Raw genomic sequence first — 25559 nt, 5'->3', positions numbered from 1 at the left:
TCCGACGGATTGAGGTGCACGCTTGGTAACCCGGTGTGATGCACCGGCGGACGGCGTCTCGTGACTGAGACGCCGTCAGCTATGTCAGTTTCCCGCGAGCACCCTGACTTCCCCGGTGAGCGCTCTGCGGGCACCGCTCAGGTCAGCCCCGCTGCATGGCCTCACAGATCGCGGTCGTCTCCCGCACCCCCAGGCTTACTGCAGAGGCACAGTGCTGTACCCAGGCGGCCACGCCCTCCGGCGACCCCTCCAGGTACGCCCGCAGCGCCTCCCCATACGGCAGCTCCAGGTGCCCCACCTCCACCGCCACCAGCGACTTCGGATCCAGTCCGTACTCGACGAGCGTCAGCCGCCCGGCCGACCGCGCCACGACCCCATCGGCCGTGCCGAACGGCCGCAGCACCGCCAGTTCCGCGTGCACCACGGCGGCCAGCACGATCGCGGGCGCCTTCGTGGGCCGTTCCAGCAGCTCGAACAGCCCCTCCATGCGGGCCGCGGTGTCGGCGGCGCCCGGAGCCGGGCCCAGGGCGAGCGGGTCGGGAGCCTCGCCGGAGGTCCGGGGGCGGCCCAGCGTCTCCTGCGGCGCGAGGCCGGCGGCGGCGACGGCGTGCAGCCGGGCCAGCACCTGCCTGGGCGCCTTTCGCCAGGTCGAGCCCAGCCTGCCCAGCTCCGCCGACGCGCGCAGCGCGCCCTGGACGAGCGGGTCGTGCACCGCGTCCCGGCGCAGGGCGTCCAGCGGCACGTCCACGCCCTCGATGGCGGCCGACGCGCGCGCGCCGCGCAGGGACGACTCGGTGGACACCGCGGGGCTGGCCCGGCGCAGGACTCGGTGCCGGTAGAGCCTGTCGACGGCCTGCCGGGCCTCGTCCACCGCCTCGGGGACGCCGGGGAGCTGGGCGATGACGGCCAACGGGTCTGGGTCACTCACAGGAACCGACCTTACCCGCGCGCCCACGGGCGCCCGACGAGCCCCGAGCCCCACGACGACCGAGCTGACGCTTGGTGGGTGGCAGGTGGCGGAAAGTGAGCATCACGTCGTGCGCGCGCAGGCCCGGCACGCCCGGGTACGTCGATAAATCCGCCGCCAGGGGGCCCATAAACCCGCCTCCATCCCCGGTTCGCATATTCTCCGGATTTCAGGATGACAACATTTCAATAGCGTTTGTAATGCGCACGGATAAACCTCACCCGCTCCCACGGACTCGGTACAGACCTGTCTAGACCTCTTGTGTACGACGGTCATGAGCTGGTGAAGTGGGACACGAACCTGACCAATCTGGCCATAGAAGGAGCACGAGGTGGCCCCGGAGACCGCTGGTAACGAGACCCAGGCGTTGTCCAACCTGCTGAAGGAGAACCGCCGGTTCGAACCGCCGGCTGACCTGGCGGCGGCCGCGAACGTGACCGAAGCCGCATACAACGAGGCCGCCGCGGACCGCCTGGCCTTCTGGGAGCGCGCGGCCGAGCGGCTGACCTGGGCCAAGCGGTGGGACACGACGCTGGAGTGGAAGGCGCCGTTCGCCAAGTGGTTCGTGGGCGGCGAGCTCAACGTCGCCTACAACTGCGTCGACCGTCACGTCGAGGAGGGGCGCGGCGACAAGGTCGCCTACCACTGGGAGGGTGAGCCCGAGGGCGACACCCGCACCCTCACCTACGACGACCTGAAGCGCGAGGTCAGCAAGGCCGCCAACGCCCTGCAGGAGCTGGGCGTGGGCAAGGGCGACCGGGTCGCCATCTACATGCCGATGATCCCCGAGCTGCCGATCGCGATGCTGGCCTGCGCCCGCATCGGGGCGATCCACTCGGTGGTGTTCGGCGGGTTCTCGGCCGGCGCGCTGAAGAGCCGGATCGACGACGCCGACGCCAAGCTGGTCATCACCGCTGACGGCGGCTACCGCAGGGGCAAGCCGTCGGCGCTCAAGCCGACGGTGGACGAGGCCGTCGCCGAGTGCCCGCAGGTCGAGCACGTCCTCGTCGTACGCCGTACCGGCCAGGACGTCGCCACGAACGGCAAGGACGTCTGGTGGCACGACGTGGTCGAGCGCCAGAGCGACCAGCACACCGCCGAGCCGCACGGCGCCGAGGACCCGCTGTACATCCTCTACACCAGCGGCACCACCGGTAAGCCCAAGGGCATCCTGCACACCACCGGCGGCTACCTGACGCAGACGGCCTGGACCCACCACGCCGTCTTCGACCTCAAGCCCGAGACCGACATCTACTGGTGCACGGCCGACATCGGCTGGGTGACGGGCCACTCCTACATCGTGTACGGCCCCCTCGCCAACGGCGCCACCAGCGTCATCTACGAGGGCACCCCGGACACCCCGCACCGCGGCCGGTTCTGGGAGATCGTGCAGAAGTACAAGATCACGATCCTCTACACCGCCCCGACGGCGATCCGGACGTTCATGAAGTGGGGCGACGACATCCCCGCCAAGTACGACATGTCCAGCCTGCGCATCCTGGGCTCCGTCGGCGAGCCGATCAACCCCGAGGCGTACGTCTGGTACCGCGAGCACATCGGCGGCGCGCGCTGCCCCGTCGTGGACACCTGGTGGCAGACCGAGACCGGCGCCATCATGATCAGCCCGCTGCCCGGCGTGACCGCGGCCAAGCCGGGCGCCGCCATGCGCCCGCTGCCCGGCATCGTCGCCGACGTGGTGGACGACCAGGGCAACAGCGTCCCGAACGGCGGGGGCGGCTTCCTCGCCGTACGCGAGCCGTGGCCGTCCATGCTGCGCACCATCTGGGGCGACGACCAGCGCTACATCGACACCTACTGGAGCCGCTTCGAGGGCATGTACTTCCCCGGCGACGGCGCCAAGAAGGACGAGGACGGCGACCTGTGGCTGCTCGGCCGCGTGGACGACGTCATGCTGGTCTCCGGCCACAACATCTCCACCACCGAGGTGGAGAGCGCGCTGGTCAGCCACCCGAAGGTGGCCGAGGCGGCCGTCGTGGGCGCGACCGACCCGGTGACCGGCCAGGCCATCGTGTCGTTCGTGATCCTGCGCGGCACGGCGGAGGAGGGCGCGGACATCGCGGCCGAGCTGCGCAACCACGTGGCCAAGACGCTCGGGCCGATCGCCAAGCCGCGCCAGATCCTGGTGGTGCCCGAGCTGCCCAAGACCCGCTCGGGCAAGATCATGCGCCGCCTCCTGCGCGACGTGGCCGAGAACCGCAGCATCGGCGACGTCACCACGCTGGCCGACAGCACGGTGATGAACCTGATCTCGGAGAAGCTCCCCAGCGCCAAGGCAGAGGACTAGAAGCGCCCCTGTGACCGCATGTCCCGGACAAATCGGGGCATGCGGTCTCATATGGGTACGCTGTATCGCAAGGTGTGCCGGGAAGTCTGGTCGGCGAGTCAGAGCGACGAGCGCGTGCGACAGCATGCCGACCCGACCGAGGGAGTTCCTTGCGTACCGAGAAGTGGCCTTTTCCCGCCGGTGCCCGCTATGCCCGAGCCCTCGCCGAGGCGCTGCGCATGGAGACGATCGGCGGCGTCATCATGCTGGCCGCCGCCGTCATCGCCCTGATCTGGGCGAACGTCTCCATCGACAGCTACGAGGCGCTGCGCCACGCCCACCTCGGCCCCATGGAGCTGTACCAGTGGGTCCAGCACGGCCTGCTGACGATCTTCTTCTTCGTGGCGGGGCTGGAGGTGAAGGAGGAGTTCATCCACGGCGAGCTGGCGAACCCGCGCAAGGCCGCCCTCCCCATCATCGCCTCCGTGGCGGGCATGGTGCTGCCCGCGGTCGTGTTCCTGCTGGTGAGCTGGGGGGCGCAGGACGCCGCGAGGGGGTGGGCGATCCCGACCGCCACCGACATCGCCTTCGCCCTGGCCGTGCTGGCCGTCATCGCGAGCTCGATGCCCGCGGCACTGCGCGCGTTCCTGCTGACCTGCGCCGTCGTGGACGACCTGGGCGCCATCACGGTCATCGCCGTCTTCTACACCGACCACGTGAACGTCCCCATGCTCCTGCTCGGCGCCGCCCTCGTGGCCGCGTACGGGCTGCTCCAGCGCCGCCTCGTCACCAACCCGTGGGTGCTCGTCCCGCTCGCCGTGGCCGCCTGGTACGCCGTCGAGACCAGCGGCGTGCACGCCACCGTCGCGGGTGTCGCCCTCGGCCTGATGACCAGGGTCACCACGGCGGAACACGAGCAACGCTCCCCCGCCGAGGCGGCCGATCACTACTTCCGCCCGATTTCCGCGGGTCTGGCCGTGCCCGCCTTCGCGTTCGTGTCGGCGGGGGTGAAGCTCGATGGATCAAGCCTCGGCGCTATCTTGTCCGATCGGGTAGTTCTGGGAGTGATGGCGGGACTCGTGCTCGGTAAGTTCCTCGGCGTGTTCGGCGGTGCCTGGCTGTCAGTGCGGCTCGGCCTGGCGAGACTGTCGGAGGAGCTCCATTGGCGGGACATGGCGGCGGTGTCGTTGCTGGCCGGGATCGGGTTCACGGTGTCACTGCTGGTCGGCGACCTGGCGTACGGCGACGACCCGCAGCGCGCCGAGGCCGTCACCACCGGGATCCTCGCGGCCAGCATCATCGCGTCGATCCTGGCGGCGGTGCTGCTCAACATACGGGTACGCAAGCGTCGCATTGCGCTGGATGATGTTTGACACGGCCACCAGGCCTCGATAGGAGACGTTCATGCCGCAGACTCCCGAGGAAGAATCCCTGGGCTCGCTGGTCGCCCAGGCCAGCAGTCACATCTCGTCCCTGATCCGCTCGGAGATCGAGCTGGCCAAGGCCGAGTTCAGGTTCGACGCCAAGCGGGTCGGCATGGCGGCCGGATTGTTCGCCGCCGCCGCCTTCATGGCACACCTGTGCCTGATCCTCGCCTCGTTCGCCATCGCGTACGCGCTGGCCCAGGTGATGCCCCACTGGCTGGCCTTCCTCATCGTCACCGTGGTCTACCTGCTGGCCGCGGGTCTGCTGGTGTTCATCGGGGTCCGCCGGCTCAAGGGGCTGGCCGGGATGAAGCGGACGGCCCGCTCGATCAAGGATCTCAGGGAGATCGCCACACCCGAGGAGCAGGCACTGCCCGCGCTCAACCCGGATCGCGAGCCGGTGACCCGAGATGGCGCCTGACGAGTCGGCCGTCCACATCGAGGGGCCCTGGACGCACCGCGCGGTGCACGCGGGCGGCACCCGCTTCCATGTCGTCGAGGCGGGCGAGGGGCCGCTGGTCCTGCTGCTGCACGGGTTCCCGCAGTTCTGGTGGACCTGGCGGCACCAGCTCGTCTCGCTGGCCGGGGCCGGCTACCGGGCCGTGGCGGCCGACCTGCGCGGCTACGGCGGCAGCGACAAGCCGCCGCGCGGCTACGACCTGCCCACGCTGGCCGCCGACGCGACCGGGCTGATCAGGGCGCTGGGCGAGACCGGGGCGATCGTGGTGGGCCACGACTGGGGCGGGCTGCTGGCCTGGACGATGGCCGTGCTCGACCCCAAGTGCGTGCACCGGCTCGTGGCCGTGTCCGCCCCCCACCCGCTGCGGCTGCGCAACGCGCTGCTGACCGACCCCTTCGGGCAGCTCAGGGCCAGCCGCAGGACGTTCGGCTTCCAGCTCCCGCTGCTGCCCGAGCGCCGGCTCACCCGGCACGACGCGGCGCTGGTGGGGCGGCTGCTGGAGGAGCGGTCGCGCCCGGGGTGGCCGGAGCCGGCGGAGTCGCGTACGTACCGCGAGGCGTTCCTGATCCCGACCGTGGCGCACTGCGCGCTGGAGTACCACCGCTGGTTCGGCCGCTCACAGCTCCGGCCCGACGGGCGGCGGTACGCCCGCGCCATGCGTACCGAGGTCGAGGCGCCCACGCTGCACCTGCACGGGGCGCTCGACCCGAGCGTCCTGCCGCGTACGGCACAGGGTTCGAGCCGCTACGTGGCGGCGCCTTATCGGTGGCGGCTGTTCGAGGGAGCCGGCCACTTCCCCCATGAGGAGATTCCCGACGTGTTCGACACCGAGCTGCTCGGCTGGCTGTCCGATCCGGAGCCCGACCGATGAGAGACCGCGACCCCGGGGGCAGGCCCCGCAACGCCCGGCCGCGCGACGCCTACGGCCGGCCGCTGCCTTACGGGTCCACCGGGATGCCCAGGGTGCCCGACGACTACGCGCCCACCTCCGAGCAGGCACTGGCCGACGGGCGGCGCTTCCTGGAGGAGGGGCTGCCGTTCAACGCGCACGAGGTGTTCGAGGGGCGGTGGAAGTGCGCTCCCGAGGAGGAGCGGGAGCTGTGGCAGGGGCTGGCGCAGATCTGCGTCGGGCTGACGCACCTGCAGCGGGGCAACGGGCGCGGGGCGGTGACGCTGTTCAGCAGGGGCGCGGCCAAGGCGCAGTCGTACGGCGGCGCGTACGACCCCGTCGGCAAGGCGGCCTCGGCGCTGACGCAGGACACCGAGCCGGACGAGGCCATCGCCCTGATCCTGGACAAGCTGCCCCGTTAGGCGAGCGCGGCGCGGCCGGCGATCAGCGCCCGGGTGGCCGCCGCCGCCCGCTGGACCGCCGTCTCCACGGCCCCCTCGCCCGCGCCGAACGTCCCCAGGTGCAGCAGCCCCGCGTGCCCCTGCGCGATCGCGATGACGGCCATCCCCAGCGCCTCCGCCGCCGCCGGGTCGCCCCCCGACAGGGCCATCGCGGCGTCGTGGAAGGCCGCCTTCACCGGTCGCATGGCCCTGTCCAGCTCCGGCTCCCCTGCCGGGGTGAGCGTCCCCAGCAGCGCCTCGAACAGGGCCCGGTGCCCGGCGGCGAAGCGCACGTACCCGCGGACGACCGCCACCAGCCGCTCCTCGGGCGAGTCGCCGCCGCGTTCGGCCGTCACGGCCGCGACCAGCAGCTCCCCGGTGCGCACCCCCACCTCGACCAGCAGCTCGTCGCGGTCGGCGAAGTGCCGGTAGGGGGCGCTGACCGCGACGCCGAGCCGCCTGCTCGCCTCCGCCAGCGAGAACCCCTGCACCCCCTGCTCGGCGATCAGCTCCATCGCGGTGTCGATGAGCGCGGCACGCAGGTCGCCGTGGTGGTAGCGGTCTCGTTTGGTCGTCCTGGGCACCGCATCAGGTTAGCGACAGCGCGTTCAGCCTGCCGATCTCGGTCTCGGTGAGCCGGAAGTCCATGGCGGCCGCCGCCTCGGCCGCCTGACGCGGCTTGGAGGCGCCGGGAATGGCCACGACCGTGTCGCCGTACCGGTTGATGACCCAGTTGATGGCCACCTGCGAGATCGTGGCGCCGTACGCCTTGCCGATCGCGCGCATCTCGTCGATCAGCGGCCTGGTACGGGCGAGCCCCTGGGCGCTCAGCTCGCGGCGGCCGAAGAGCCTGCGCATCACCGGCGCGGACCTGGCCAGCGCGGGATCGTCGTGGAAGCGGCCGGTGAGCAGCCCGCCCTCCAGCGGCGAGTACGCGATCAGCGTCACGCCCAGCCGGCGGGCGGTGTCCAGCACGCCGTCGCGCTCGACGTTCCTGTGCACCAGGTTGATCCGCACCTGGTTCGAGGCCAGCGTGATGCCCTCGGCGGCGAGCACGCGGTGGGCGAGCTCGAGCTGGCGGGCGGAGAAGTTGCTCACCCCGACCGAGCGGATCCGGCCGGCCTTCAGCAGCCCCGCCATGGCCTTGAGCTGGGCCGGGATGCTCGACAGCGAGCCGGTCGGCATGTGGATCTGGTGCAGGTCCACGGGGAAGCCGCCGAGGTGGCGCAGGCGGTCGCCGATCGTGCGGGTGATGCTGGCGGCCGTACGGCCCAGCGGCGCCCACTTCGTGGCCACCGTCACCTCCCCCGGCGCGATCGCGCACGTCTTGAGCGCGGCGGCGAGCAGCTGCTCCGAGTGGCCGTTGCCGTACATCTCGGCCGTGTCGAACCAGTCGACCCCGCCGTCGAGCGCCGCCCGCACGACGGCGGTGGCCGTCTCCTGGTCGATGGGCCTGACCATCCAGCGCGCCATGTTCGCGGTGCCGGCGAACTGCATGCAGCCCAGGCCGATGGGGGTGATCTCGATGCCGGTCTTTCCGAGCGTCCTCACCATGTGATGCCTTTTCACATTGTGAGAAGCTATCACATCGCGGCGCGCGGATGAAGGAGCCCTCTCGGCTCAGGGGATCAGTCGCACTCCAGCGTGCTGGCCGGCGTGGTGTCGTTGCGGCCCGCCGAGGCGTCCGGGGCGACCTCCTCGGCCGTCAGCACGTAACCGGTCTGCTCCTCGTTGATCGCGGCGGCGAAGATCACGCCGTAGACCTGGCCGTCCACCGTGAGCAGCGGCCCGCCGGAGTTGCCCGGCAGCACCTGGCCGCGGATGGCGTACACCTTCCGCCTGACCGTGTTCTCGCGGTAGATGTCGGGGCCCTCGGCCTCGAGCTGGCCGCCGATCCTGGCCGGCTCGGCGGTGAAGCCCTTGCCCTTCGGGAAGCCCGCGATGATCGCGTTGTCGCCGCGGCTCCCGTCGCCGTCGAAGGCGAGTTGCGGCAGGTCGAGCCCCGGCACGGCGAGGACCGCGATGTCGCGGCGCGGGTTGTAGCGCACGACCGTGGCCGTGTGGCGGTCGCCGTTGTAGTCGATCACCTGGAGGTCGCGGGTGACGCCGGCGACCACGTGCGCGTTGGTCATGATCCGGCCGCGCGCGTAGACGAAGCCGGTGCCCTCGATGTGCTTGTTGCAGCTCTCGGCGTTGCCCTGGACCTTCACGATCGCCTGGCGGGCCCGGCCCAGCTTGGCGCCCTGCAGCACGCTCTGGTCGGGCGGCTGCACGTCGATCAGCGTGCCCGCCCCGATCGCGTCGAAGACGGGCGGGAACTCCGAGCGGTCGATGAACTTCTTGAACGGCTGCTGCCAGTTGCGCGCCGCCTGCGGGATCGCGTCGTCGACCGTGGTGAGCAACGCGGAGTTCTTCACCTGGTCGACGAGCGGGGTGAACGCCGTGGAGACGATCAGCGAGCCGATCAGCCAGGCGATGACCAGCACCGACAGCGCGCTGGCGAACGTGCCGCCGATGGCGTCGGCCATCTTGGCCGGCTCCCACGTGACGTGGCTGCGCACCACGGCGCCGAGCGTCGAGGAGGCGAACTGCCCGATGGTGGCCGACAGGAACACGATCACGATGGCCAGCAGCGCCTGCGGCGTGTCACCGTCGACGACCGCCTTGGAGATGGGAGGCGCGATGAAAACGCCCAGCACGGCACCGCCCACGAACCCCACGAAGCTCATCGCCCCGATGATGAAACCCTGCCGGTAACCCGAGATGCCGAAGGCGATCACGAGGCCGATCAAGATGAGGTCAAGCAGATCACCGCGCACGCTTCAAAGGTAACCAGCGATACGGTCAAGTGTGCACGTCTTCGATCAGGACGGCGTCACTCACCTGGCTATCTTGAGCGGTATGCCGCCGGACGAGGGAACAGTGCGCGAACTCATCCAGGCTGCGCTGCGCGACACCGATCCTGACGGGCCCCTGCGCTGGCACGTGATCTCGTTGCTGCGCCAGCGAGGTGACCTGGAGTCGTTCATCGAGGCCAGGCGGTTGTGCGCCGCCGACACCGTGGCCGAGCGGTTGCTCGGCGTGGACATCATGGGGATGCTACGGCCGTTCGTGGACCGGACGCTGCCGGTGCTGCGTTACCTGGCCGCCAGCGAGGACGACGCCATGGTGCTGTACTCGGTGCTGATCGCCTTCGGCCATCTGGCCGATCCGCGGTCGCTGCCGTCCGTGATCGACCTGGCCGGTCACGTCGATCCCAGGGTGAGGTACGGGGCGGCGTACGCGCTGCAGCACGTACTCGGGGACCCGCCCGACCGGGCGGGACTGGAGACGCTGCGCACGCTGGCGGCCGACAGCGACGCCGACGTGGCCGGGTGGGCCTCGCTCGGGGTCGCGCTGCGATCGGCGCACTAGCCGGTACGCGAGGCGAGCCGCACCACGTCGGGCGGCAGGTCCTCCATGCGCGTGGGGTCCCACGGCCGTTCGAGGCCGCCCTCGCGCAGCACGGTGTCCAGCACCATCGCCGTGAACCCCCACACCAGCATCCCGCGCACCCGGAACGCGGGCCCGGCCGTGCCGCGCGGATGCCGCAGCATCACCCGGTTGCCCGGATCGACCAGCTCGGCGATCGGCACCCGCTCGACCGAGTCGACCTCGTCGGGCGAGGCCGCGTGCACCGCGGACGGCTCGCGCCACCAGGCGATCACCGGGGTGACGCGGTTGTCGCTGTAGGGGAGGTAGAGCTCGGGCATCGTGCAGATCACGTGCACCCCGCGCGGGTCGGCACCGGTCTCCTCCTCGGCCTCCCGCAACGCGGCCTCGATCGGCCCGGCGTCCTCGGGGTCCACGCCGCCGCCCGGGAAGGCCGGCTGGCCCGCGTGCCTGCGCCCGCGCGTGCTGCGCTGGATGAGCAGCACGTCAGGGCCGTGCGGCCCCTCGCCGAACAACATCAGCACCGCGGCCTTGCGCCCGCGCCCGTCGGGTGGCCGGAGGGGGACGGGAACTCGGGTCCGCTGCGCTTGCGCCGCCAGTCTCTCCAGCCAGTCGGGCACTTGGGTCACGCATCCTCCAACACGCCGTGGCGCCGATGACTTCCCCGCATCAGGAGAAAGGGCCGGATCTGACGAGCTTCCGGGCCTCTGCCTGGCCGGTGGGGCCGGTGCCGTACGAGGGGCACAGCGCCGCCAGCGGGCACACGCCGCACGCGGGCCGGCGGGCGTGGCAGATGCGGCGGCCGTGCCAGATCACCCGGTGGGAGAAGATCGTCCACTCGCGCTTGGGCAGCAGCTCGGCCACCACGTGCTCGATCTTGACGGGGTCGGTCTCCTCGGTCCAGCCGAAGCGGCGTACGAGGCGCTGGAAGTGGGTGTCCACGGTCAGGCCCGGCACGCCGAAGGCGTTGCCCAGCACCACGTTGGCCGTCTTGCGGCCCACGCCGGGCAGCGTGACCAGGTCTTTCAGCTTGGCGGGCACCTCACCGCCGTACCGCTCGCAGACCGTCTGCGCCATGCCGATGATGCTGTTGGTCTTCGCGCGGAAGAAGCCGGTGGAGCGGATGATCTCCTCCATCTCCTCCCGGTCCGCGGCGGCATAGTCCTCCACCGTCGGATATTTCGCGAAGAGGATGGGGGTGACCATGTTGACCCGCTTGTCCGTGCACTGCGCGGAGAGGATGGTCGCGACCAGCAGCTCCAACGGGTTGCGGAAGTCGAGCTCGCAGTGGGCGTCAGGGTAGGTCTCCGCGAGGATGCGGTTCATCTTGCGCGCCCGCCGGACCAGTGCGAGCTGGCTCTCCGGCTTGCGCCCCGCCGCGTTCGTCGCCATGCCGCAAGAGTAGAAGCTCCCGCGAACTGTTGAACCCAGGACGGGCCCGACCGCGTACAACCTGGCGCCTCGGAAGGGGGTCGTGACATGGGTGATCAGGGTGCGACGCTGGCGGAGTTCGTCAGGCAGGCAGGGCCGCTGCGCGGCCAGGCGCTGCACCGGCTGGCCGTGAGCTGCGTGGCGGCCATGGCCAAGCTGCACGCGCGCGGCACCGCCGGGATCCGGCCAGGCAAGGAGAGTGTGGCGCTCGGCGCGCGGGGGCAGGTGCTCATCGGCTGGCAGACCTCCTCCGCTCCCGGCGACCTGCCGGAGGCGGAGGACATACGGGCCTGGGCCGACCTGGTCGTGTTCGCGGCGACCGGCGCCGAGGACGGCGACCTCCGCGTGCTGACGCCGGCACTGCGCATCGCGGTCCAGCAGTGCCGCCTGCCCGACCCCGCGGCGCGCCCGAAGTCGGTGGACGTGCTCCGCGTCCTGCTCAGCCGGTCCATGGCGGCGGCGGTCGCCTCGGTGGACGACCTGCTGTCCCGGCAGGCCGGATGACGTCGTGGGCACGCCCACTGGTTGGAGCGTTCTGGGGCTCGCGGACGACCCGGCTCCCGGAGATCCCGGCCAGGTCCGGCTGCTCGCCGACCGGCTGCTTCGAGCAGGCTCGGCTGGCCGAGGTCTCCGGGCTGTCGCCCATGGAGGCCAGCGGCCTGGTCCACGAGGAGTCCTCGCACGTCGCCAAGCAGATCGCAGGGCGCGCGCTGGAAGAGGGCAAGGACGTCCTGTGGGACATCACCATGGCCTCACCGTCCTCGGTGGAGAGCCGCGTCGACGCCCTGCGCGCGGCCGGGTACCGCCAAGTCGACGCGGTCTTCGTGGACATCCCGGTGGAGATGAGCGTCGCGCGCCACTGGGAGGAACCCGGCACGTTCCCGGTAGACGATCTGATGGCCAGACAACTGCACGATCCGCCGCCCGACGTCCCGGGATCCGTCGACGACCTCAACCTCGCCTACGCCCGTGGCCACCTGTCCGCCGAGGAGTACGACTACCTGGCCGACGCCGCCATCGACTCGATGCGGGCGCAAGAGGAAGGTTCCGGGTAGTCCGGTCACAGTACGGAAACGGCCGTCGGGTACCTTTCCCCCGGGCTTCCACGCACCCGGGCAAGCCCAGAACACTCCGGCATTCCCATAACCTGTGTGTGCTGCCCGGAGTGGGGTGAGTCACAATGGCAGCAGAGGAGGCAGAGTGAACACCGAAGATGTGCTGGGCAAGGCCCCCCTGTTCGCCGCGCTGGACCGCGAGAGCGCCGCGGCGCTGCGCACGAGCATCACCGAGGTCCAGCTGTCGAAGGGGCAGACGCTCTTCCACGAGAACGAGACGGGCGACCGGCTCTACGTCGTGCTGGAAGGCAAGATCAAGCTTTCCCGCACCTCCCCGGACGGGCGGGAGAACCTGCTGAGCGTGCTGGGGCCGAGCGAGATGTTCGGCGAGCTGTCGCTGTTCGACCCGCGGCCGCGCACGGCCACGGCGACGGCGCTGACCGAGGTGCGGCTGGCCGGTCTCGGGCACGACGACCTGCGGCCCTGGCTGACCGGCCGGCCCGAAGTCGCGCTGCACCTGCTGCGCGCGCTGGCGCAGCGGCTGCGCCGTACCAACGACGTGCTGGCCGACCTGGTCTTCACCGACGTGCCCGGACGGGTGGCCAAGCAGCTGCTCGATCTGGCCGAGCGGTTCGGCACCAAGACCGACGACGGCCTGCGGGTGCACCACGACCTGACCCAGGAGGAGCTGGCGCAGCTCGTCGGCGCCTCGCGGGAGACGGTCAACAAGGCGCTGGCCGACTTCGCGCAGCGCGGCTGGCTGCGGATCGAGGCCAAGGCCGTGGTCATCCTCGACATGGACCGGCTCTACAACCGGTCGAGGTGATCCGGGCTCGCTACGGTGAGTCCAGGTAGTCGAGCTGCGCCGCGACCGACATCTCGGCGGCCGGCCAGAGCGAGCGGTCGACGTCGGCGTACACGATCTTGACGATCTGGCGTGGCGTGCGGGCGCCCTGCGCGCGCGCCGCCCTGATCTGGTCGAGCCGCTGCCGCCGGTGCGCGATGTAGGCGTCGAGCGCGCCGATCGGGTCGGGCAGCACCGGCCCGTGACCGGGCAGCAGGGCCCGCGCCTCCAGGCCCTCGGCCGCCGCCCTGAGCCGGTCGAGGCTGCGCAGGTAGTCGGCCAGGCCGCCGTCGCGGGCGATGATCGTGGTGCCCCTGCCGAGCACGGTGTCGCCGGTCAGCATCGCCCGGTCGGCGGGCAGCCAGAAGCACAGCGAGTCGAACGAGTGGCCCGGCGTGCCGTACACGTGGATCTCCAGGCCGCCCACGGTCACCACGTCGCCGTCGCCGAGCCCCTCCTCGCCCAGCCTGTGGCGCGGGTCCAGGGCGCGCACGGGCGCGTCGACCATGCCGGCGAAGGCGCGCGCGCCGCCGCTGTGGTCGAAGTGGCCGTGGGTGAGCAGGATCTCGGTGACGCGGCGCTCGCCGAGATGGTCGCGTACGCGGCTCAGGTGCGCCTGGTCGTCCGGGCCCGGATCGACGACCACCACCTCCTCGCCGGCTCCGATCACCCACGTGTTGGTGCCGTCTAGGGTCATCGCCGAGGGGTTGGGGGCGAGCAGGTTCTCGGCGTGTTCCGTACGGGAACCGTCGGGCGTGCCGATCGGGATGTGCAGGCCGCTCATCGCGTCACCAACCGCATCTCCCCCTCGATCTCCACGGCCCTGGGCATGATCGTCTCGATCTCCCGGGGCGCGGCCAGGACGTCGGCCACGCTGTCGTACGCGCTCAGCTCGGTCAGCGTGTGCTGGGTGGGCGGCATCAGGAAGAACCCGCTGTTCAGCGCCTCGCCGGGGCGTCGCCACACCACCCGGTCGGCCTCCCCGCCCACGTCGCGCGTGCGCTGCCCCTCGGGCAGCACGGCGACGAAGAACCGGGTGTCGAAGCGCCTGTGCTCGATCTCCGGCGTGATCCAGTGGGCCCAGGGCTTGAGCAGGTCGGCGCGGAGCACCAGGCCGCGCCTGGCGAGGAAGTCGGCGAAGCCGAGGCTGCGGTCGATGAGCGCCAGCCTGTCGGACTCCCAGTCGTCCCCTGTCGTGTCGGCCACCACCGAGCCGGGCCCGGGGCCGGCCAGGAGCACGCCGGACTCCTCGAACGTCTCGCGCACGGCCGCGCACACCAGCCCGCGCGCCAGCCGCTCGTCGGCCTTGAAGACCTCGCCCCACTCCGCCGGGGACGGCCCGGCCCAGGCGACGGCCTGGTCGGTGTCGCGCACGTCCACGGAACCGCCGGGGAAGACGTACGCGCCTGCGGCGAAGGCCATCGTCGCCTTGCGCCGCAGCAGGTAGACCTCCGGCCCCGGGCGCAGGAGCACCACCGTGGCGGCGTCCCGCGCCGGCACCGGCTGGACCCTGCCGGCCAGGACGTCCCGCGCCCGGTCGGCGAGCTCGGCAGGAAGCGGCAATCCGGTCACATGACCTCCTCCTAGAACATCACTCGGTCATGGTGACATATGCCCGCTTCAGCCGACTTCGGCGATCAGCTCCACCTCGACGGGCGCGTCCAGCGGCAGGGCGGTCACGCCCACGGCGCTGCGCGCGTGCCTGCCCTGGTCCCCGAACACCTCGGCGAGCAGGTCGCTGGCGCCGTTGGCCACCTGCGGCTGCTCGGTGAAGTCGGGAGCGCTGGCGACGAAGACCACGACCTTGACGATCCGCCGCACCCTGGACAGCTCGCCCAGCTCCGCCTTCAGCGCGGCGAGCGCGTTGAGCACGCAGATGCGGGCCTGCGCCTTGCCCTCGTCGACGCCCAGGTCGACGCCGAGCTTGCCGGTCTGGTGCAGCTTGCCCTCGAGCATCGGCACCTGGCCCGAGGTGTAGACCAGGTCGCCGGTGCGGGCGGTGGGCACGTACGAGCCCACCGGCGTGACGGGCGGCGGCAGGGTGAACCCCAGCTCCTCGACTCGCTGCTCGGGCGTCGTCACTGCTTCTCCCTCTTGAAGTAGGCGACGAGCTGCTCGGGCGTGGCGCCCTGGACGATCTGGACCAGCTCCCAGCCGTCGGCGCCGAAGTTGTCGAGGATCATCTTGGTGTTGTGGATCAGCACGGGTGCCGTGAGGTACTCCCATTTCTTCATGGGGATCAGCGTAGTGTGAGCAATCTCAAAGGATGGTCGCAGGCAGACGACAAGTGACCGTTCGGTAGCGTGGAGGCGTGGACTCTCCGGACACGGATTGGGCCGACGTACGGCTGCATGTCGTCACCGGCAAGGGCGGCACCGGCAAGACGACCGTCGCCGCCGCTCTCGCTCTCGCCCTGGCCTCGGGCGGCCGCAAGGTGCTGCTGGTGGAGGTGGAGGGCAGGCAGGGCATCGCGCAGATCTTCGACCTGCCACCGCTGCCGTACGAGGAGCGCAGGATCGCGGTCGCGCCGTCCGGCGGCGACGTGTACGCGCTGGCCATCGATCCCGAGGAGGCCATGCTCGAGTACATGGAGATGTTCTACGGGATGCGCAGGGCGGGCAGGGCGCTGACCAAGATGGGCATCGTCGACTTCGCCACCACCGTGGCCCCCGGCTTCCGCGACGTGCTCGTCACCGGCAAGACCACCGAGGCCGTGCGCCGGCGCGGGAAGAACGGCCGCCGCATCTACGACGCCGTCGTGCTCGACGCGCCGCCCACCGGCCGCATCACGCGCTTCCTGAACGTCACCAAGGAGGTGGCCGGCCTGGCCAGGGTCGGCCCCATCAAGAACCACTCCGAGCTCGTCAGCGGCGTCGTGAAGTCCCCCGAGACGGCTGTGCACTTCGTCACGCTGCTGGAGGAGATGCCGGTGCAGGAGACCCTCGACGGCATTTCCGAATTGCGCGCGGCCGGCCTGCCCGCCGGTGGCGTGTTCATCAACATGGTGCGCCAGTCCCTGCTGCCACAGGCCGCTCTTGACACGGCTGTCAAGGGCCGCTTCGACGCCGAGGAGCTGGCGCTGGGCCTCAAGGCGGCGGGCGTGACCGACGGCTCGCAGGCCACGGCGCTGGCCGGGGCGCTCGCCGAGGAGGTCGTGGAGCACGCCCACCGCACCGAGCTGGAGCGCGCCGAGCGGGAGACGCTGGCCGGGGCCGGGCTGACGAGGTACGAGCTGCCGCTGCTGGCCGACGGCGTGGACCTGGCCGGCCTGTACGAGCTGGCAGAGAGCATGCGCACCCAGGGAGCAGCGTGAAGAAGCCCGCCAGGCTCGACATCGACGCCATCCTCGACGACAAGGGCACCAGGATCATCGTCTGCTGCGGCGCCGGCGGCGTGGGCAAGACCACGACCGCGGCGGCGCTCGGCCTGCGGGCCGCCGAGCGCGGCAGGTGCGCGGTCGTGCTGACCGTCGACCCCGCCAGGCGGCTGGCCCAGTCGATGGGCCTGACCGAGCTGGACAACACCCCGCGCCTGATCAGCTCGCCCGAGGGCGGTGGCCAGCTCTACGCGATGATGCTCGACATGAAGCGCACGTTCGACGAGATCATCGAGGCGCACGCCGATCCCGTACGGGCCCGCCAGATCCTCTCGAACCCCTTCTACCAGTCCCTGTCGTCCAGCTTCTCCGGCACGCAGGAGTACATGGCCATGGAGAAGCTGGGCCAGCTCCGCCGCTCCGACGAGTGGGACCTGATCATCGTGGACACGCCGCCCTCGCGCTCGGCGCTCGACTTCCTCGACGCGCCGGAGCGGCTCGGGCGCTTCCTCGACGGCCGGTTCATCAAGCTGCTGACGGCCCCCGCCAAGGCGGGAGGTCGCAGCGCGTTCCGGCTGCTCAACGCCGGGTTCGGGCTGATGGCAGGGGCGATGACCAAGCTGCTGGGCGCCCAGGTGATCAAGGATCTGCAGACGTTCGTGTCGGCGCTCGACGCCGTGTTCGGCGGGTTCAGGCAGCGGGCCGAGATGACGTACCGGCTGCTGCAGGCGCCGGGCACGGCCTTCCTGGTGGTGGCCGCGCCGGAGCGCGACGCGATGCGCGAGGCGTCCTACTTCGTCGAGCGCCTGGCCGAGGAGCGCATGCCCCTGGCCGGCCTCGTCGTCAATCGCGTGCACGAGGTGCCCGCCTCGGGGCTCTCCGCCGCCCGCAGCGCCGCCGCCGCGGAGGACTTGGAGTCGAGGGGCGAGCACGAGCTCACCGCCGCCGTGCTGCGGCTGCACGCCGGGCGGATGCAGCTCGCCGCTCGCGAGAGCCGCGAGCAGGAGCATTTCGTCTCGGCCCACCCCACGGTGCCCGTGGTGCAGGTCCGCGCCATGTCCGAGGACGTCCACGATCTCACCGGGTTGCGGGAGATCGGAAACCTGCTGGCCACCGCATAGAAGTACGGCCGGCGGCGGCGCCGGCCGTACGCGGTCGCCGGGCTGGGATCAGCCCGCGATCAGCTCGTTGGTTCGTTCGTACTCTTCCTTGGCCGACTCGAGCAGCTCTCGCCACGAGTCCACGTCGGGCCGCCGTCGAAGCAGCGCACGTCGTTCCCGTTCAGTCATACCGCCCCACACCCCGAACTCGATGCGGTTGTCCAGCGCATCGGCGAGGCATTCAGTACGGACCGGGCAGCCACGGCAGATGAGCTTGGCCCTGTTCTGCGCGGCGCCCTGCACGAACAGGGCATCCGGATCCGCACCCTTACAGGCGGCACGGGAGGTCCAATCCGTGATCCACATTTTTCGACCCCACTCCCCTTAGGTGGTCAGTCGTCATTTGGGGCCGACGGGCGCGGGCGCCGAGCCTCCGTATTCAGTTGCCGCAGAGGAGAACGTACGCAACTACCCGTTCGGGCCGACAGACCCCAGAGGACCAATTTCTCGCGGCCGTCTTGACCGGGAATGACTAGTCACCCCCGTCAGTCAAGGCGAAATGGTGTCGTGCTACCGATTCGGTCAGTCTTTCCGCGTACTCTTGGTAGCGTGCAAGCCCAGCGCAAAGATCGCTCCAACCCCGTGCTCAACGTCCTGCGGCTCGTCATCGCAGGCGCGGCCGCGGGGGTGCTCGCGGCCGCCGTGGCCTTGCCGGCGGTCGGCGGGGCGGGCATGTCCACCAGGAGCGCGGTGGAAGCACTCAACCTCAAGCCCGAAGAGCTCGACGAACCTCCTCTGTCCGAACGCACCGAGATCACCGATGCCGACGGCAAGAAGATCGCCCAGTTCTACTTCGAGAACCGGCAGTCCGTGACCCTCGACAAGGTCGCCCCGATCATGCAGACGGCGCTGATCGCGATCGAGGACTTCCGTTTCTACCAGCACGGGCCGATCGATGTGGAGGGAACGGTCAGAGCGCTGCTGAAGAATGTCAGCAGCGGCGGCGTGATGCAGGGCGGTTCGTCGATCACCCAGCAGTACGTCAAGCAGGTGCTGGTCAACAAGGCCGAGACGCCGGAGGAGCAGGCGGCCGCCATCGCGCCGACGGTCTCGCGCAAGCTGTCCGAGCTGCGCTACGCCATGGCGATCGAGAAGAAGTACTCGAAGAACGAGATTCTCGAGAAATATCTCAACATCGCCTACTTCGGCGCGGGCGCCCACGGCGTCCAGGCGGCGGCCAAGCGCTTCTTCGACAAGCCGGCCTCCGAGCTCAACCTCGTCGAGGCCGCCACGCTCGCCGGCGCCGTGCAGAACCCGGCCAGGACCGACCCCAACGTCGGCCCCGAGTCCCGCCAGCGGCTGCTGGAGCGGCGCAACATCGTGCTCGACCGGATGGCCGAGCTGAAGAAGATCACCGCCGAGGAGGCCGCGGCCGCCAAGGAGAAGAAGCTGGGCTTCAAGGACGTCAAGGTGCCCGGCGGCTGCGAGGCCAGCAAATATCCGTACTTCTGCCTCTACGTCCAGTACGAGATCCTCAACAACGAGGACTTCGGCAAGAACCAGGACGAGCGCAGGAAGCTGCTCCAGCGCGGCGGCCTCCGGATCAAGACCACGCTCGACCCCAAGATGCAGGAAGCCGCCGAGAAGGCGATCAAGAAGTACGTCAGCACCAAGGACAAGCCCGTGGCCTCGCAGGCCATGGTGGTGCCCGGCACCGGCGAGATCAAGGCGATGGCCGCCTCGCGCAAGTTCGGCGGCAGCAAGAAGAAGAACGAGATGAGCTACAACATCGTGGCCGACGCGGCGCACGGCGGCGGCCGCGGGTTCCAGCAGGGCTCGACCGCCAAGGTCTACACGCTGGCCGCCGCGCTGGAGGAGGGCCTCAAGTACGACGACGGCTTCCCCTCCCCCGCGGGTTACCAGGCCAGCGGCTACAGCTCGTTCAAGAACTGCAAGAACCAGAACGTCGGCGACCCCAGCCACACCGTGCGCAACTCCAGCGAGGGCGGCGGCGGCTTCAAGACCCTGGAGAGCGGCACCTGGGGCTCGGTGAACACGTTCTTCATCAAGCTGCAGGAGAAGGTCGGGCTCTGCGACACGGTCAAGATGGCCAAGAAGCTCGGCGTCAAGCGGGCCGACGGGCAGAAGCTGTCGGAGGTCGAGACGTTCACGCTGGGGGTCAACGAGGTCGACCCCGTCACGATCGCCAGCTCCTACGCCGTCTTCGCCTCACGCGGCCAGTACTGCAAGCCGCTGGCCATCACCGAGATCAAGGACCGCTTCGGCAAGGCCAAGCAGTACAAGCCGAAGTGCTCCCAGGTGCTGGAGGAGGAGGTCGCCGACGCGGTCAGCGGCATCCTGTCCGGGGTGTTCACCAAGGGCACGATGACGGAGGTCGGCGGCATCGGGCGTGACGCGGCCGGCAAGACGGGCACGACCGACAACTACATGTCGGCCTGGTTCGCCGGTTACACGCCGAACATGGCCTCCGCCGTCAGCCTGGGCGACCCGCGCGGCACCTCGGCGCACAAGCTGATCGGGATCACCATCGGCGGGCGCTACTACCCGTACGTGTACGGCGCGTCGATCTCGGGGCGGATCTGGAAGGACTCCATGATCCAGGCGCTCAAGGGGGTCGAGCCGGTCGACTTCCACCCGGTCGACAACTCGCGGTTCGGCGGCTGCACCGACAACTGCGCGCCCAAGCCGAAGAAGGACAAGAAGGGCGAGGAAGGGCCGGACGACCCGTTCGACATCTTCGGCCCGGGCAACGACGATGGGCCGCCGGACGGGCGCGGCGGTGACGGGCCGGGCGGCGGCCGTGGCGGCCGAGGCGGCGGCGACGCCGGGCCGATCATCACACCGGGCCGCTGAGAGGCGCTGAGGCCTCCGCCCACATCCGTGGAAGGAGGCCTCGTCTCCCGGGGCTCCTGACGGCTTCTGAGGGCCCCTGAGAGCTCTTGAGAGTTTCTCAGGGTCTCTCGGTCTCTCGGTCTCTCAGGGCGCGGGAGAAGCACGCGGAGGCTCAGGGGCGCAGAGAAAGCGCTCGAAGGCCTACTTGGCCAGACGGGCCTTGACGGCGGCGGCCACCCGGCCGCCCTCGGCCCGCCCCGCGACCTTCGGGTTGACCGCCTTCATGACCTGCCCCATGGCCTGCGGCCCGGCGGCGCCGGTCTCGGCGACGGCGGCCTCCACCAGCTCGGCCAGCTCCTCGTCGGAGAGCTGCGCGGGCAGGTACTCCTCCAGCACCGCCTGCTCGGCCAGCTCCGCCTCGGACTGCTCCTTGCGCCCCGCGTTGGCGAACGCCTCGGCCGCCTCGCGCCGCTTCTTGGCCTCCTTGGTGAGGACCTTGATGACCTCGTCGTCGGACAGCTCCCTGGCCTGCTTGCCCGCGACCTCCTCGACGTTGATCGCGGCCAGTGCCATGCGGACCGTCCTGAGACGTACCTCGTCCTTGCTCTTCAGCGAGGCCGTCAAGTCGGCCTTCAGCTTGTCCTTCAATGCGCTCATGCGGTCCATCTTGCCGCCTGCGCGGACCCTCCCGTCGCCGTCCCGCCTGTCTCCCGTCCCCGTCTCGGCCCAGTCCGGCCGATGTCGCGCCGGATCTCGGGCATCATGAAGAGGTGAGGAAAGCCGTCGCGATACCCCTGTCCATGCTCGGTCTCGGCCTGGCCGGGCTGGGCTACGCCTCCGTGGTGGAGCGCAACTGGTTCCGCCTGCGCCGCTTCGACGTGCCCGTGCTCGAGCGCGGCCAGCGTCCCGTGCGCGTCCTCCACCTGTCGGACCTGCACCTGACGCCACGCCGGACGATGCTGATCAACTGGGTCCGCTCCCTCGGCGCCCTGGAGCCCGACCTCGTGGTCAACACCGGCGACTCGATCGCCCACCCCGAGGCCGTCCCCTCGCTCCTGCACGCCCTGGAGCCCCTGCTGTCGCGCCCCGGCCTGTTCGTCTACGGCTCCAACGACCTCTACGCCCCCGTGCCGAAGAACCCGGCCCGCTACCTGTGGCGCACCTCCAGGAACGACCACCGCCAGCACGTGCCCTCCCTGCCGTGGGAAGAGCTGGGGGCCGGAATGGCGTCCGAGGGCTGGCTCGACATGAACAACACCACGGCCCGCATCAAGGTCGGCGACCTCGACGTGGCCGTGGCGGGCATCCACGACTCCCACATCTCCCGCGACCGCTACGACCTGGTGGCCGGCCCGGCCCCGGCGGACGCCGACCTCCGCCTGGGCGTCATGCACTCGCCCGAGCCCCGCAACATGACGCGCTTCGCCGCCGACGGCTACCAGCTCCTGCTGGCCGGCCACACCCACGGCGGCCAGCTCTGCGTCCCGTTCTACGGCGCCCTGGTCACCAACTGCGGCATCGACCGCGCCCGCGTCAAGGGCCTCAGCCGCCACGACTCGGCCTGGCTGCACGTCTCCGCCGGGCTCGGCACCTCCCCGTACGCACCGGTCCGCTTCGCCTGCTTCCCGGAGGCTACTCTGCTGACGCTGGTGCCGCGGAGATAAAGGCGGTCACAAGCACCTTGGAAGTCCGCTAGACTTTCCAAGCACGCACACGACGGGTGTGTGCACCGGGGTGTAGCGCAGCTTGGCAGCGCGCTTCGTTCGGGACGAAGAGGTCGTGGGTTCAAATCCCGCCACCCCGACAGTATCGCCGCAGGTAGAAGGCCGCTTCCGAGGATCGGAAGCGGCCTTTCTTGTCTCCTGAGTGACTGCCGGATCGATGGCGGGTCCGTCGCCGCGTCGGAGGAGACTCGAACCCCAGGCCGACCAATCACCGCGGACGATCCGCACCCCTGCTCAACATGACGGCGAACCCGTCGAGATGGCGTGCCAGGATGTAGTCGAACATCCCGTCCAGGTCCGACACCGTCTCCTCGGAGAGCATGGCCAGGAGCGGGAATTGTCCAGTGCTGAGGAGTTCGTCGGCCCGCTTGCGCTGGAGTAGCCGCCACCCGTCGTGCGTCACGCCGGTCTCCTGCTCGGCTTCGGCCTCCTCTGCCATGGACAGCGCCACGGTGTGGACCAGCGCGGGCAGCGTGAGCGCCTCGCGGATCCGGGTCTCCATGGGCAACTCGAGGTCGTCGAGTGCGCGCAGGGTCCACTCGGTGTGGGCCATCATGTTGGGCGCCAGCAAGGGGCGGGTGAACGAGACGGCCCTGGGCAGCCAGAGGTGTCGCCGGGACAGCTCCCATTGCCGGTGGGCGATCAGCTCGAGCTTGGCCCGCCACCCTTCCGGCCCCGGGACGGGCAGCTCCGCTTCGCCGAAGACCTCGTCGGCCATCTGCGTCACCAGTTCGTCCTTGCCCGTCACGTGCCGATACAGCGACATCGGCCCAGCGCCGAGCTCGGCCGCGAGCCGCCGCATGGACACCGCGCCGAGCCCTTCGGCGTCGGCGATCGCGATGGCGGTGCGCAGGACGTGCTTGCGGTTCAGCGAGCCCTTGGGGGTGCCGGCCTGGCGCGCCGTCGGCAGCACAGCGGGACCGGCCGGCCGCTGTTTTCGGCTCGCGCGTGCGCTGACCACCGTACCGGCGCCGACCTTGGCCTCGACCAGCCCCTCCTCACGCAGGGCCGCCACAACCTTGGTCGCGGTCGCGACCGCGACACCCCATCGCTGGGCGATCTGCCGGATGGAGGGCACGCGGTCGCCTGGCCGCAGGTCGCCGGCCAGAATCCGGGTGCGGAACTCCGCGACGATGCGCCGGTAGGGCGGATCCGGACGTTGCGTGGCCGAGGTCATGAGTGCCTTCCCATCCGTTGACGGTTGTCGTGCGCTTGCCTTCAATGTACTAGTTCATTATTCAGCACACTAGTACACTTTATATCGCCGATAAGCAGTAACTCTACGAATCGGGCGAGGCGCGCTCGTACGATGTACGCATGACATCCGATACGTCGTACGCACACATGCGGCGAGCGAAGGTAACAGCTTGGCGAGGGCGTTGCGCAGGGGCCTCGGCATGGTCGGCGGAGACCGCATGAACCAGTTGGGGAGCCGGTTGTCCCTCTCGTATGCCGAGGTACGGTCGTGGCATCGGCCGCTCACGATCATGGTGGCGGCCATGTCCGCGCTGGTCGTCGTCGCGAGCGTCGCTCTCTTCGCCGACGGTCGCGAGCTTCTTCAAGAGTCGATCTGGGCCAAGCCGCTGAAGTTCGGGGTGTCGTTCGTCATGTACGGCGCGACGCTCGCCTGGCTGATACCGAAACTGCGCCGGGCGCGGCGCACGATGTGGATCGCCGGAACGGTCTTCGCCGTCGCCGGGCTGATCGACGTCGGTTTCATCGCGGTGCAGGCCGCCCGCGGCACCTTCAGCCACTTCAACGCCGGCACCGACACGTTCAACCAGATCGGGCAGCAGATCTTCTCCACCGGCGTGTTCGGGCTGTTCGGGGCGAGCCTGATCGTTGCCGTCATGCTGCTGTTCCAGCGCATCGGTGATGCGGCACTCACCTGGGCCCTGCGTGCCGGGATCGGGCTGGCCGTCCTCGGCATGGCGCTGGCGTCCTTCATCACCGGGTGGACCTCGTCGGCCGGGCCCCGCACGGTCGAGGACGCCTACGGCAGCCCGGTCCCGCTGGTGGGCGGACACGGGGTCGGGGCACCGGACGGCGGCGGCATGCCGATCACGAACTGGAGCACCACAGGCGGCGACCTGCGCGTCCCACACTTCATCGGCCTGCACTCCATCCAGGTGTTCGTGATCGCGGTGCTGGTTCTCACCGCCCTCGCGTCCCGGATCGGCCTGCTACGCCACGAACGCGTACGCGCCCAGCTCACCGGGGTCGTCATCCTGGGCTACAGCTCGCTGTTCACCATCACCGCCTGGCAGGCGCTGCGCGGCCAGTCGCTGATCCACCCCGACGCGGCCACCTGGACCGCGCTCGCGGCGACGGCCGTCATGACCGCGCTGCCGGCGGTCCTGGCCGTCACGGCGGCCCACCGCAACGAGCTGGCCCGCCGCGCCGAGGCGGTGAGCCGAAGCGAGCTGGTCCGCCGCAGGAAGGCGGCGCACCGCAAGGAGCTCGCGCACGGCGTGACGACGGCACCCGCCGGCTCCCCGGGAACCGGCCCGCACCGCAGCGCGGCGAGCACCCCGGCCCGTTCTTCTGGCTCAACACCGACCTGTGCGGGCTGACCCCGTTCCGATCCTCCGCGTGTGGTCTCACGCACGCGACATCCACGGTGAACGATCGTGCGAGCCCAAGGCACGCAGGTGCTCAACAGCGCAGGTCGGGCACGCGCCGGCATCCTTCGGCCCAGCCGCCGCCGCGGCGCGCATGTCCCCAACCCCACCCATAAAAGTGCTCAGTTGATGAGCACTTCAGTAGGGAGGATGGTCATTGTCGCCGATCGAAGGAAGGAACCGGCAATGTTGCGAGGATTCGCCACGATCACCTACTGGGCAGACGACATGGAGGCGGCGACGCGGTGGTACGCCGAACTGCTGGAGGTCGAGCCGTACTTCGTGCGCCCGATCGAGGGACCGCCGGCCTACGTCGAGTTCCGCGTCGGCGACAGCCAGGCCGAGCTGGGGCTGAAGGACCGCCGGTACGCGCCGGCGGGCGCGGCGCCCGGGCCCGGCGGCGTCGTCATGTACTGGCACGTCGACGACATCGAAGCGACATTCCAGAAGCTGCTGTCGATGGGCGCCAAGGAATACCAGCCGATCACTTCGAGGGGGTCGGAGTCCGCGATGACTGCGGAGTTCGTGACGGCTTCAGTGGTCGACCCGTTCGGGAACGTGCTGGGCATCATGTACAACCCGCACTACCTGGAGATGCTGGGCCGATGATGCACTTCGCCGGCGCCTTCTCCGGTGCGAGCGCCGGCATTCCTGACGATGCCGACCCGCAGCGGCCCGGCGATTCGCCGGGCCGCGCGTGCGCCTGTCGCGCCGCCGCC

28 protein-coding genes and 1 tRNA gene are annotated in these 25559 nt (G+C 70.3%); 16 read left to right on the top strand and 13 right to left on the bottom strand.

Features of this window, described 5'->3' with window-relative positions; translation table 11 throughout:
• Nucleotides 1–142: 142 nt before the first annotated feature.
• Complete coding sequence (locus AB0I79_RS20465; RefSeq protein WP_357875135.1) at nucleotides 143–928, bottom strand: oxidoreductase; 786 nt, start codon at nucleotides 926–928, stop codon at nucleotides 143–145.
• A 370-nt stretch (nucleotides 929–1298) separates the two neighbouring features.
• Between AB0I79_RS20465 and acs the strand changes: the two genes are divergently transcribed.
• From acs to AB0I79_RS20440, 5 genes are all read left to right on the top strand, one after another.
• On the top strand, nucleotides 1299–3272 hold the full coding sequence (gene acs, locus AB0I79_RS20460; protein WP_357875133.1) for an acetate--CoA ligase: 1974 nt from the start codon (nucleotides 1299–1301) through the stop codon (nucleotides 3270–3272).
• A 149-nt stretch (nucleotides 3273–3421) separates the two neighbouring features.
• Nucleotides 3422–4624 carry a Na+/H+ antiporter NhaA gene (gene nhaA / locus AB0I79_RS20455; RefSeq protein WP_357875131.1) on the top strand — a complete coding sequence of 401 codons (1203 nt, stop codon included), beginning with the start codon at nucleotides 3422–3424 and terminating at the stop codon, nucleotides 4622–4624.
• A 31-nt stretch (nucleotides 4625–4655) separates the two neighbouring features.
• Nucleotides 4656–5096, top strand: a complete 441-nt coding sequence (locus tag AB0I79_RS20450) for a phage holin family protein (RefSeq protein ID WP_357875129.1) — start codon at nucleotides 4656–4658, stop codon at nucleotides 5094–5096.
• Nucleotides 5086–6006: an alpha/beta hydrolase gene (locus AB0I79_RS20445; protein ID WP_357875127.1), complete on the top strand. Its 921-nt coding sequence runs from the start codon at nucleotides 5086–5088 to the stop codon at nucleotides 6004–6006. Before AB0I79_RS20450 ends, AB0I79_RS20445 begins: the two co-directional genes overlap by 11 nt.
• A complete protein-coding gene (locus tag AB0I79_RS20440; RefSeq protein WP_357875125.1) occupies nucleotides 6003–6446 on the top strand; it encodes a DUF309 domain-containing protein in 444 nt (147 codons plus the stop codon). Before AB0I79_RS20445 ends, AB0I79_RS20440 begins: the two co-directional genes overlap by 4 nt.
• Here the strand turns inward: AB0I79_RS20440 and AB0I79_RS20435 are convergent.
• The 3 genes from AB0I79_RS20435 to AB0I79_RS20425 all read right to left on the bottom strand — a co-directional run bounded on the left by AB0I79_RS20435 (nucleotide 6443) and on the right by AB0I79_RS20425 (nucleotide 9283).
• A complete protein-coding gene (locus AB0I79_RS20435) occupies nucleotides 6443–7048 on the bottom strand; it encodes a TetR/AcrR family transcriptional regulator (protein ID WP_357875123.1) in 606 nt (201 codons plus the stop codon). The genes AB0I79_RS20440 and AB0I79_RS20435 overlap by 4 nt on opposite strands.
• 4 nt (nucleotides 7049–7052) lie before the next feature.
• The gene (locus AB0I79_RS20430; RefSeq protein ID WP_357875121.1) at nucleotides 7053–8018 is read right to left on the bottom strand and encodes an aldo/keto reductase; all 966 of its coding nucleotides are present in this window, start codon (nucleotides 8016–8018) and stop codon (nucleotides 7053–7055) included.
• Nucleotides 8019–8092: 74 nt separating this feature from the next.
• On the bottom strand, nucleotides 8093–9283 hold the full coding sequence (locus AB0I79_RS20425) for a MarP family serine protease (protein ID WP_357875118.1): 1191 nt from the start codon (nucleotides 9281–9283) through the stop codon (nucleotides 8093–8095).
• A gap of 82 nt (nucleotides 9284–9365) precedes the next feature.
• Here AB0I79_RS20425 and AB0I79_RS20420 point away from each other — a divergent pair, with 82 nt between their 5' ends.
• The gene (locus tag AB0I79_RS20420; protein WP_357875115.1) at nucleotides 9366–9878 is read left to right on the top strand and encodes a HEAT repeat domain-containing protein; all 513 of its coding nucleotides are present in this window, start codon (nucleotides 9366–9368) and stop codon (nucleotides 9876–9878) included.
• On the opposite strand, the gene AB0I79_RS20415 is transcribed toward AB0I79_RS20420, so the two are convergent.
• Together AB0I79_RS20415 and nth are read right to left on the bottom strand one after the other, a co-directional pair.
• The gene (locus AB0I79_RS20415; RefSeq protein ID WP_357875112.1) at nucleotides 9875–10525 is read right to left on the bottom strand and encodes a CoA pyrophosphatase; all 651 of its coding nucleotides are present in this window, start codon (nucleotides 10523–10525) and stop codon (nucleotides 9875–9877) included. The genes AB0I79_RS20420 and AB0I79_RS20415 overlap by 4 nt on opposite strands.
• Before the next feature lie 40 nt (nucleotides 10526–10565).
• The gene (gene nth / locus AB0I79_RS20410; RefSeq protein WP_357875109.1) at nucleotides 10566–11288 is read right to left on the bottom strand and encodes an endonuclease III; all 723 of its coding nucleotides are present in this window, start codon (nucleotides 11286–11288) and stop codon (nucleotides 10566–10568) included.
• An 87-nt stretch (nucleotides 11289–11375) separates the two neighbouring features.
• On the opposite strand from nth, the gene AB0I79_RS20405 reads away from it, so the two are divergent.
• From AB0I79_RS20405 to AB0I79_RS20395, 3 genes are all read left to right on the top strand, one after another.
• Nucleotides 11376–11831 carry a hypothetical protein gene (locus AB0I79_RS20405; RefSeq protein ID WP_357875106.1) on the top strand — a complete coding sequence of 152 codons (456 nt, stop codon included), beginning with the start codon at nucleotides 11376–11378 and terminating at the stop codon, nucleotides 11829–11831.
• Nucleotides 11828–12382 (top strand): zeta toxin family protein, encoded by a 555-nt coding sequence (locus AB0I79_RS20400; protein WP_357875104.1) that lies wholly within the window; start codon nucleotides 11828–11830, stop codon nucleotides 12380–12382. Before AB0I79_RS20405 ends, AB0I79_RS20400 begins: the two co-directional genes overlap by 4 nt.
• A gap of 190 nt (nucleotides 12383–12572) precedes the next feature.
• Nucleotides 12573–13208 carry a Crp/Fnr family transcriptional regulator gene (locus AB0I79_RS20395; protein ID WP_225275898.1) on the top strand — a complete coding sequence of 212 codons (636 nt, stop codon included), beginning with the start codon at nucleotides 12573–12575 and terminating at the stop codon, nucleotides 13206–13208.
• Between the two features lie 10 nt (nucleotides 13209–13218).
• On the opposite strand, the gene AB0I79_RS20390 is transcribed toward AB0I79_RS20395, so the two are convergent.
• The 4 genes from AB0I79_RS20390 to AB0I79_RS20375 are packed head-to-tail and all read right to left on the bottom strand — an operon-like array spanning nucleotide 13219 to nucleotide 15460.
• The gene (locus AB0I79_RS20390) at nucleotides 13219–14010 is read right to left on the bottom strand and encodes an MBL fold metallo-hydrolase (RefSeq protein ID WP_357875101.1); all 792 of its coding nucleotides are present in this window, start codon (nucleotides 14008–14010) and stop codon (nucleotides 13219–13221) included.
• Nucleotides 14007–14789, bottom strand: coding sequence for an NUDIX hydrolase (locus AB0I79_RS20385; protein ID WP_357875327.1), 783 nt, complete (start codon nucleotides 14787–14789; stop codon nucleotides 14007–14009). The genes AB0I79_RS20390 and AB0I79_RS20385 overlap by 4 nt, the downstream gene beginning before the upstream one ends.
• Before the next feature lie 57 nt (nucleotides 14790–14846).
• Nucleotides 14847–15308, bottom strand: a complete 462-nt coding sequence (locus AB0I79_RS20380; RefSeq protein WP_357875098.1) for a RidA family protein — start codon at nucleotides 15306–15308, stop codon at nucleotides 14847–14849.
• Nucleotides 15305–15460, bottom strand: coding sequence for a DUF4177 domain-containing protein (locus AB0I79_RS20375; RefSeq protein ID WP_148438127.1), 156 nt, complete (start codon nucleotides 15458–15460; stop codon nucleotides 15305–15307). The genes AB0I79_RS20380 and AB0I79_RS20375 overlap by 4 nt, the downstream gene beginning before the upstream one ends.
• Nucleotides 15461–15537: 77 nt before the next feature.
• On the opposite strand from AB0I79_RS20375, the gene AB0I79_RS20370 reads away from it, so the two are divergent.
• Nucleotides 15538–16539 carry an ArsA-related P-loop ATPase gene (locus tag AB0I79_RS20370; RefSeq protein ID WP_357875095.1) on the top strand — a complete coding sequence of 334 codons (1002 nt, stop codon included), beginning with the start codon at nucleotides 15538–15540 and terminating at the stop codon, nucleotides 16537–16539.
• Nucleotides 16536–17663 (top strand): ArsA family ATPase, encoded by a 1128-nt coding sequence (locus tag AB0I79_RS20365; RefSeq protein WP_357875092.1) that lies wholly within the window; start codon nucleotides 16536–16538, stop codon nucleotides 17661–17663. The genes AB0I79_RS20370 and AB0I79_RS20365 overlap by 4 nt, the downstream gene beginning before the upstream one ends.
• 48 nt (nucleotides 17664–17711) lie before the next feature.
• Here AB0I79_RS20365 and AB0I79_RS20360 read toward each other — a convergent pair whose 3' ends face one another.
• Nucleotides 17712–18008 (bottom strand): WhiB family transcriptional regulator, encoded by a 297-nt coding sequence (locus AB0I79_RS20360; protein ID WP_020542548.1) that lies wholly within the window; start codon nucleotides 18006–18008, stop codon nucleotides 17712–17714.
• Between the two features lie 243 nt (nucleotides 18009–18251).
• Here AB0I79_RS20360 and AB0I79_RS20355 point away from each other — a divergent pair, with 243 nt between their 5' ends.
• Complete coding sequence (locus AB0I79_RS20355) at nucleotides 18252–20516, top strand: transglycosylase domain-containing protein (RefSeq protein WP_357875089.1); 2265 nt, start codon at nucleotides 18252–18254, stop codon at nucleotides 20514–20516.
• A 180-nt stretch (nucleotides 20517–20696) separates the two neighbouring features.
• On the opposite strand, the gene AB0I79_RS20350 is transcribed toward AB0I79_RS20355, so the two are convergent.
• Nucleotides 20697–21152: a GatB/YqeY domain-containing protein gene (locus AB0I79_RS20350; RefSeq protein WP_357875086.1), complete on the bottom strand. Its 456-nt coding sequence runs from the start codon at nucleotides 21150–21152 to the stop codon at nucleotides 20697–20699.
• A gap of 143 nt (nucleotides 21153–21295) precedes the next feature.
• On the opposite strand from AB0I79_RS20350, the gene AB0I79_RS20345 reads away from it, so the two are divergent.
• Together AB0I79_RS20345 and AB0I79_RS20340 are read left to right on the top strand one after the other, a co-directional pair.
• A complete protein-coding gene (locus AB0I79_RS20345; RefSeq protein ID WP_357875325.1) occupies nucleotides 21296–22159 on the top strand; it encodes a metallophosphoesterase in 864 nt (287 codons plus the stop codon).
• Between the two features lie 66 nt (nucleotides 22160–22225).
• Nucleotides 22226–22299 (top strand) — tRNA-Pro (locus AB0I79_RS20340).
• A gap of 128 nt (nucleotides 22300–22427) precedes the next feature.
• Here AB0I79_RS20340 and AB0I79_RS20335 read toward each other — a convergent pair.
• Complete coding sequence (locus AB0I79_RS20335) at nucleotides 22428–23396, bottom strand: GntR family transcriptional regulator (protein WP_357875083.1); 969 nt, start codon at nucleotides 23394–23396, stop codon at nucleotides 22428–22430.
• A 238-nt stretch (nucleotides 23397–23634) separates the two neighbouring features.
• On the opposite strand from AB0I79_RS20335, the gene AB0I79_RS20330 reads away from it, so the two are divergent.
• Both AB0I79_RS20330 and AB0I79_RS20325 read left to right on the top strand, forming a co-directional pair.
• The gene (locus tag AB0I79_RS20330) at nucleotides 23635–24792 is read left to right on the top strand and encodes a hypothetical protein (RefSeq protein WP_357875080.1); all 1158 of its coding nucleotides are present in this window, start codon (nucleotides 23635–23637) and stop codon (nucleotides 24790–24792) included.
• 234 nt (nucleotides 24793–25026) lie between these two features.
• Nucleotides 25027–25449 (top strand): VOC family protein, encoded by a 423-nt coding sequence (locus tag AB0I79_RS20325; protein WP_357875077.1) that lies wholly within the window; start codon nucleotides 25027–25029, stop codon nucleotides 25447–25449.
• Nucleotides 25450–25559 lie beyond the last annotated feature (110 nt).

Source organism: Nonomuraea sp. NPDC050202, assembly GCF_040656115.1.
GTDB lineage: Bacteria > Actinomycetota > Actinomycetes > Streptosporangiales > Streptosporangiaceae > Nonomuraea.
Note: the sequence above shows the minus strand (reverse complement) of the source record. Positions and strands in the feature narration are given on the sequence as shown.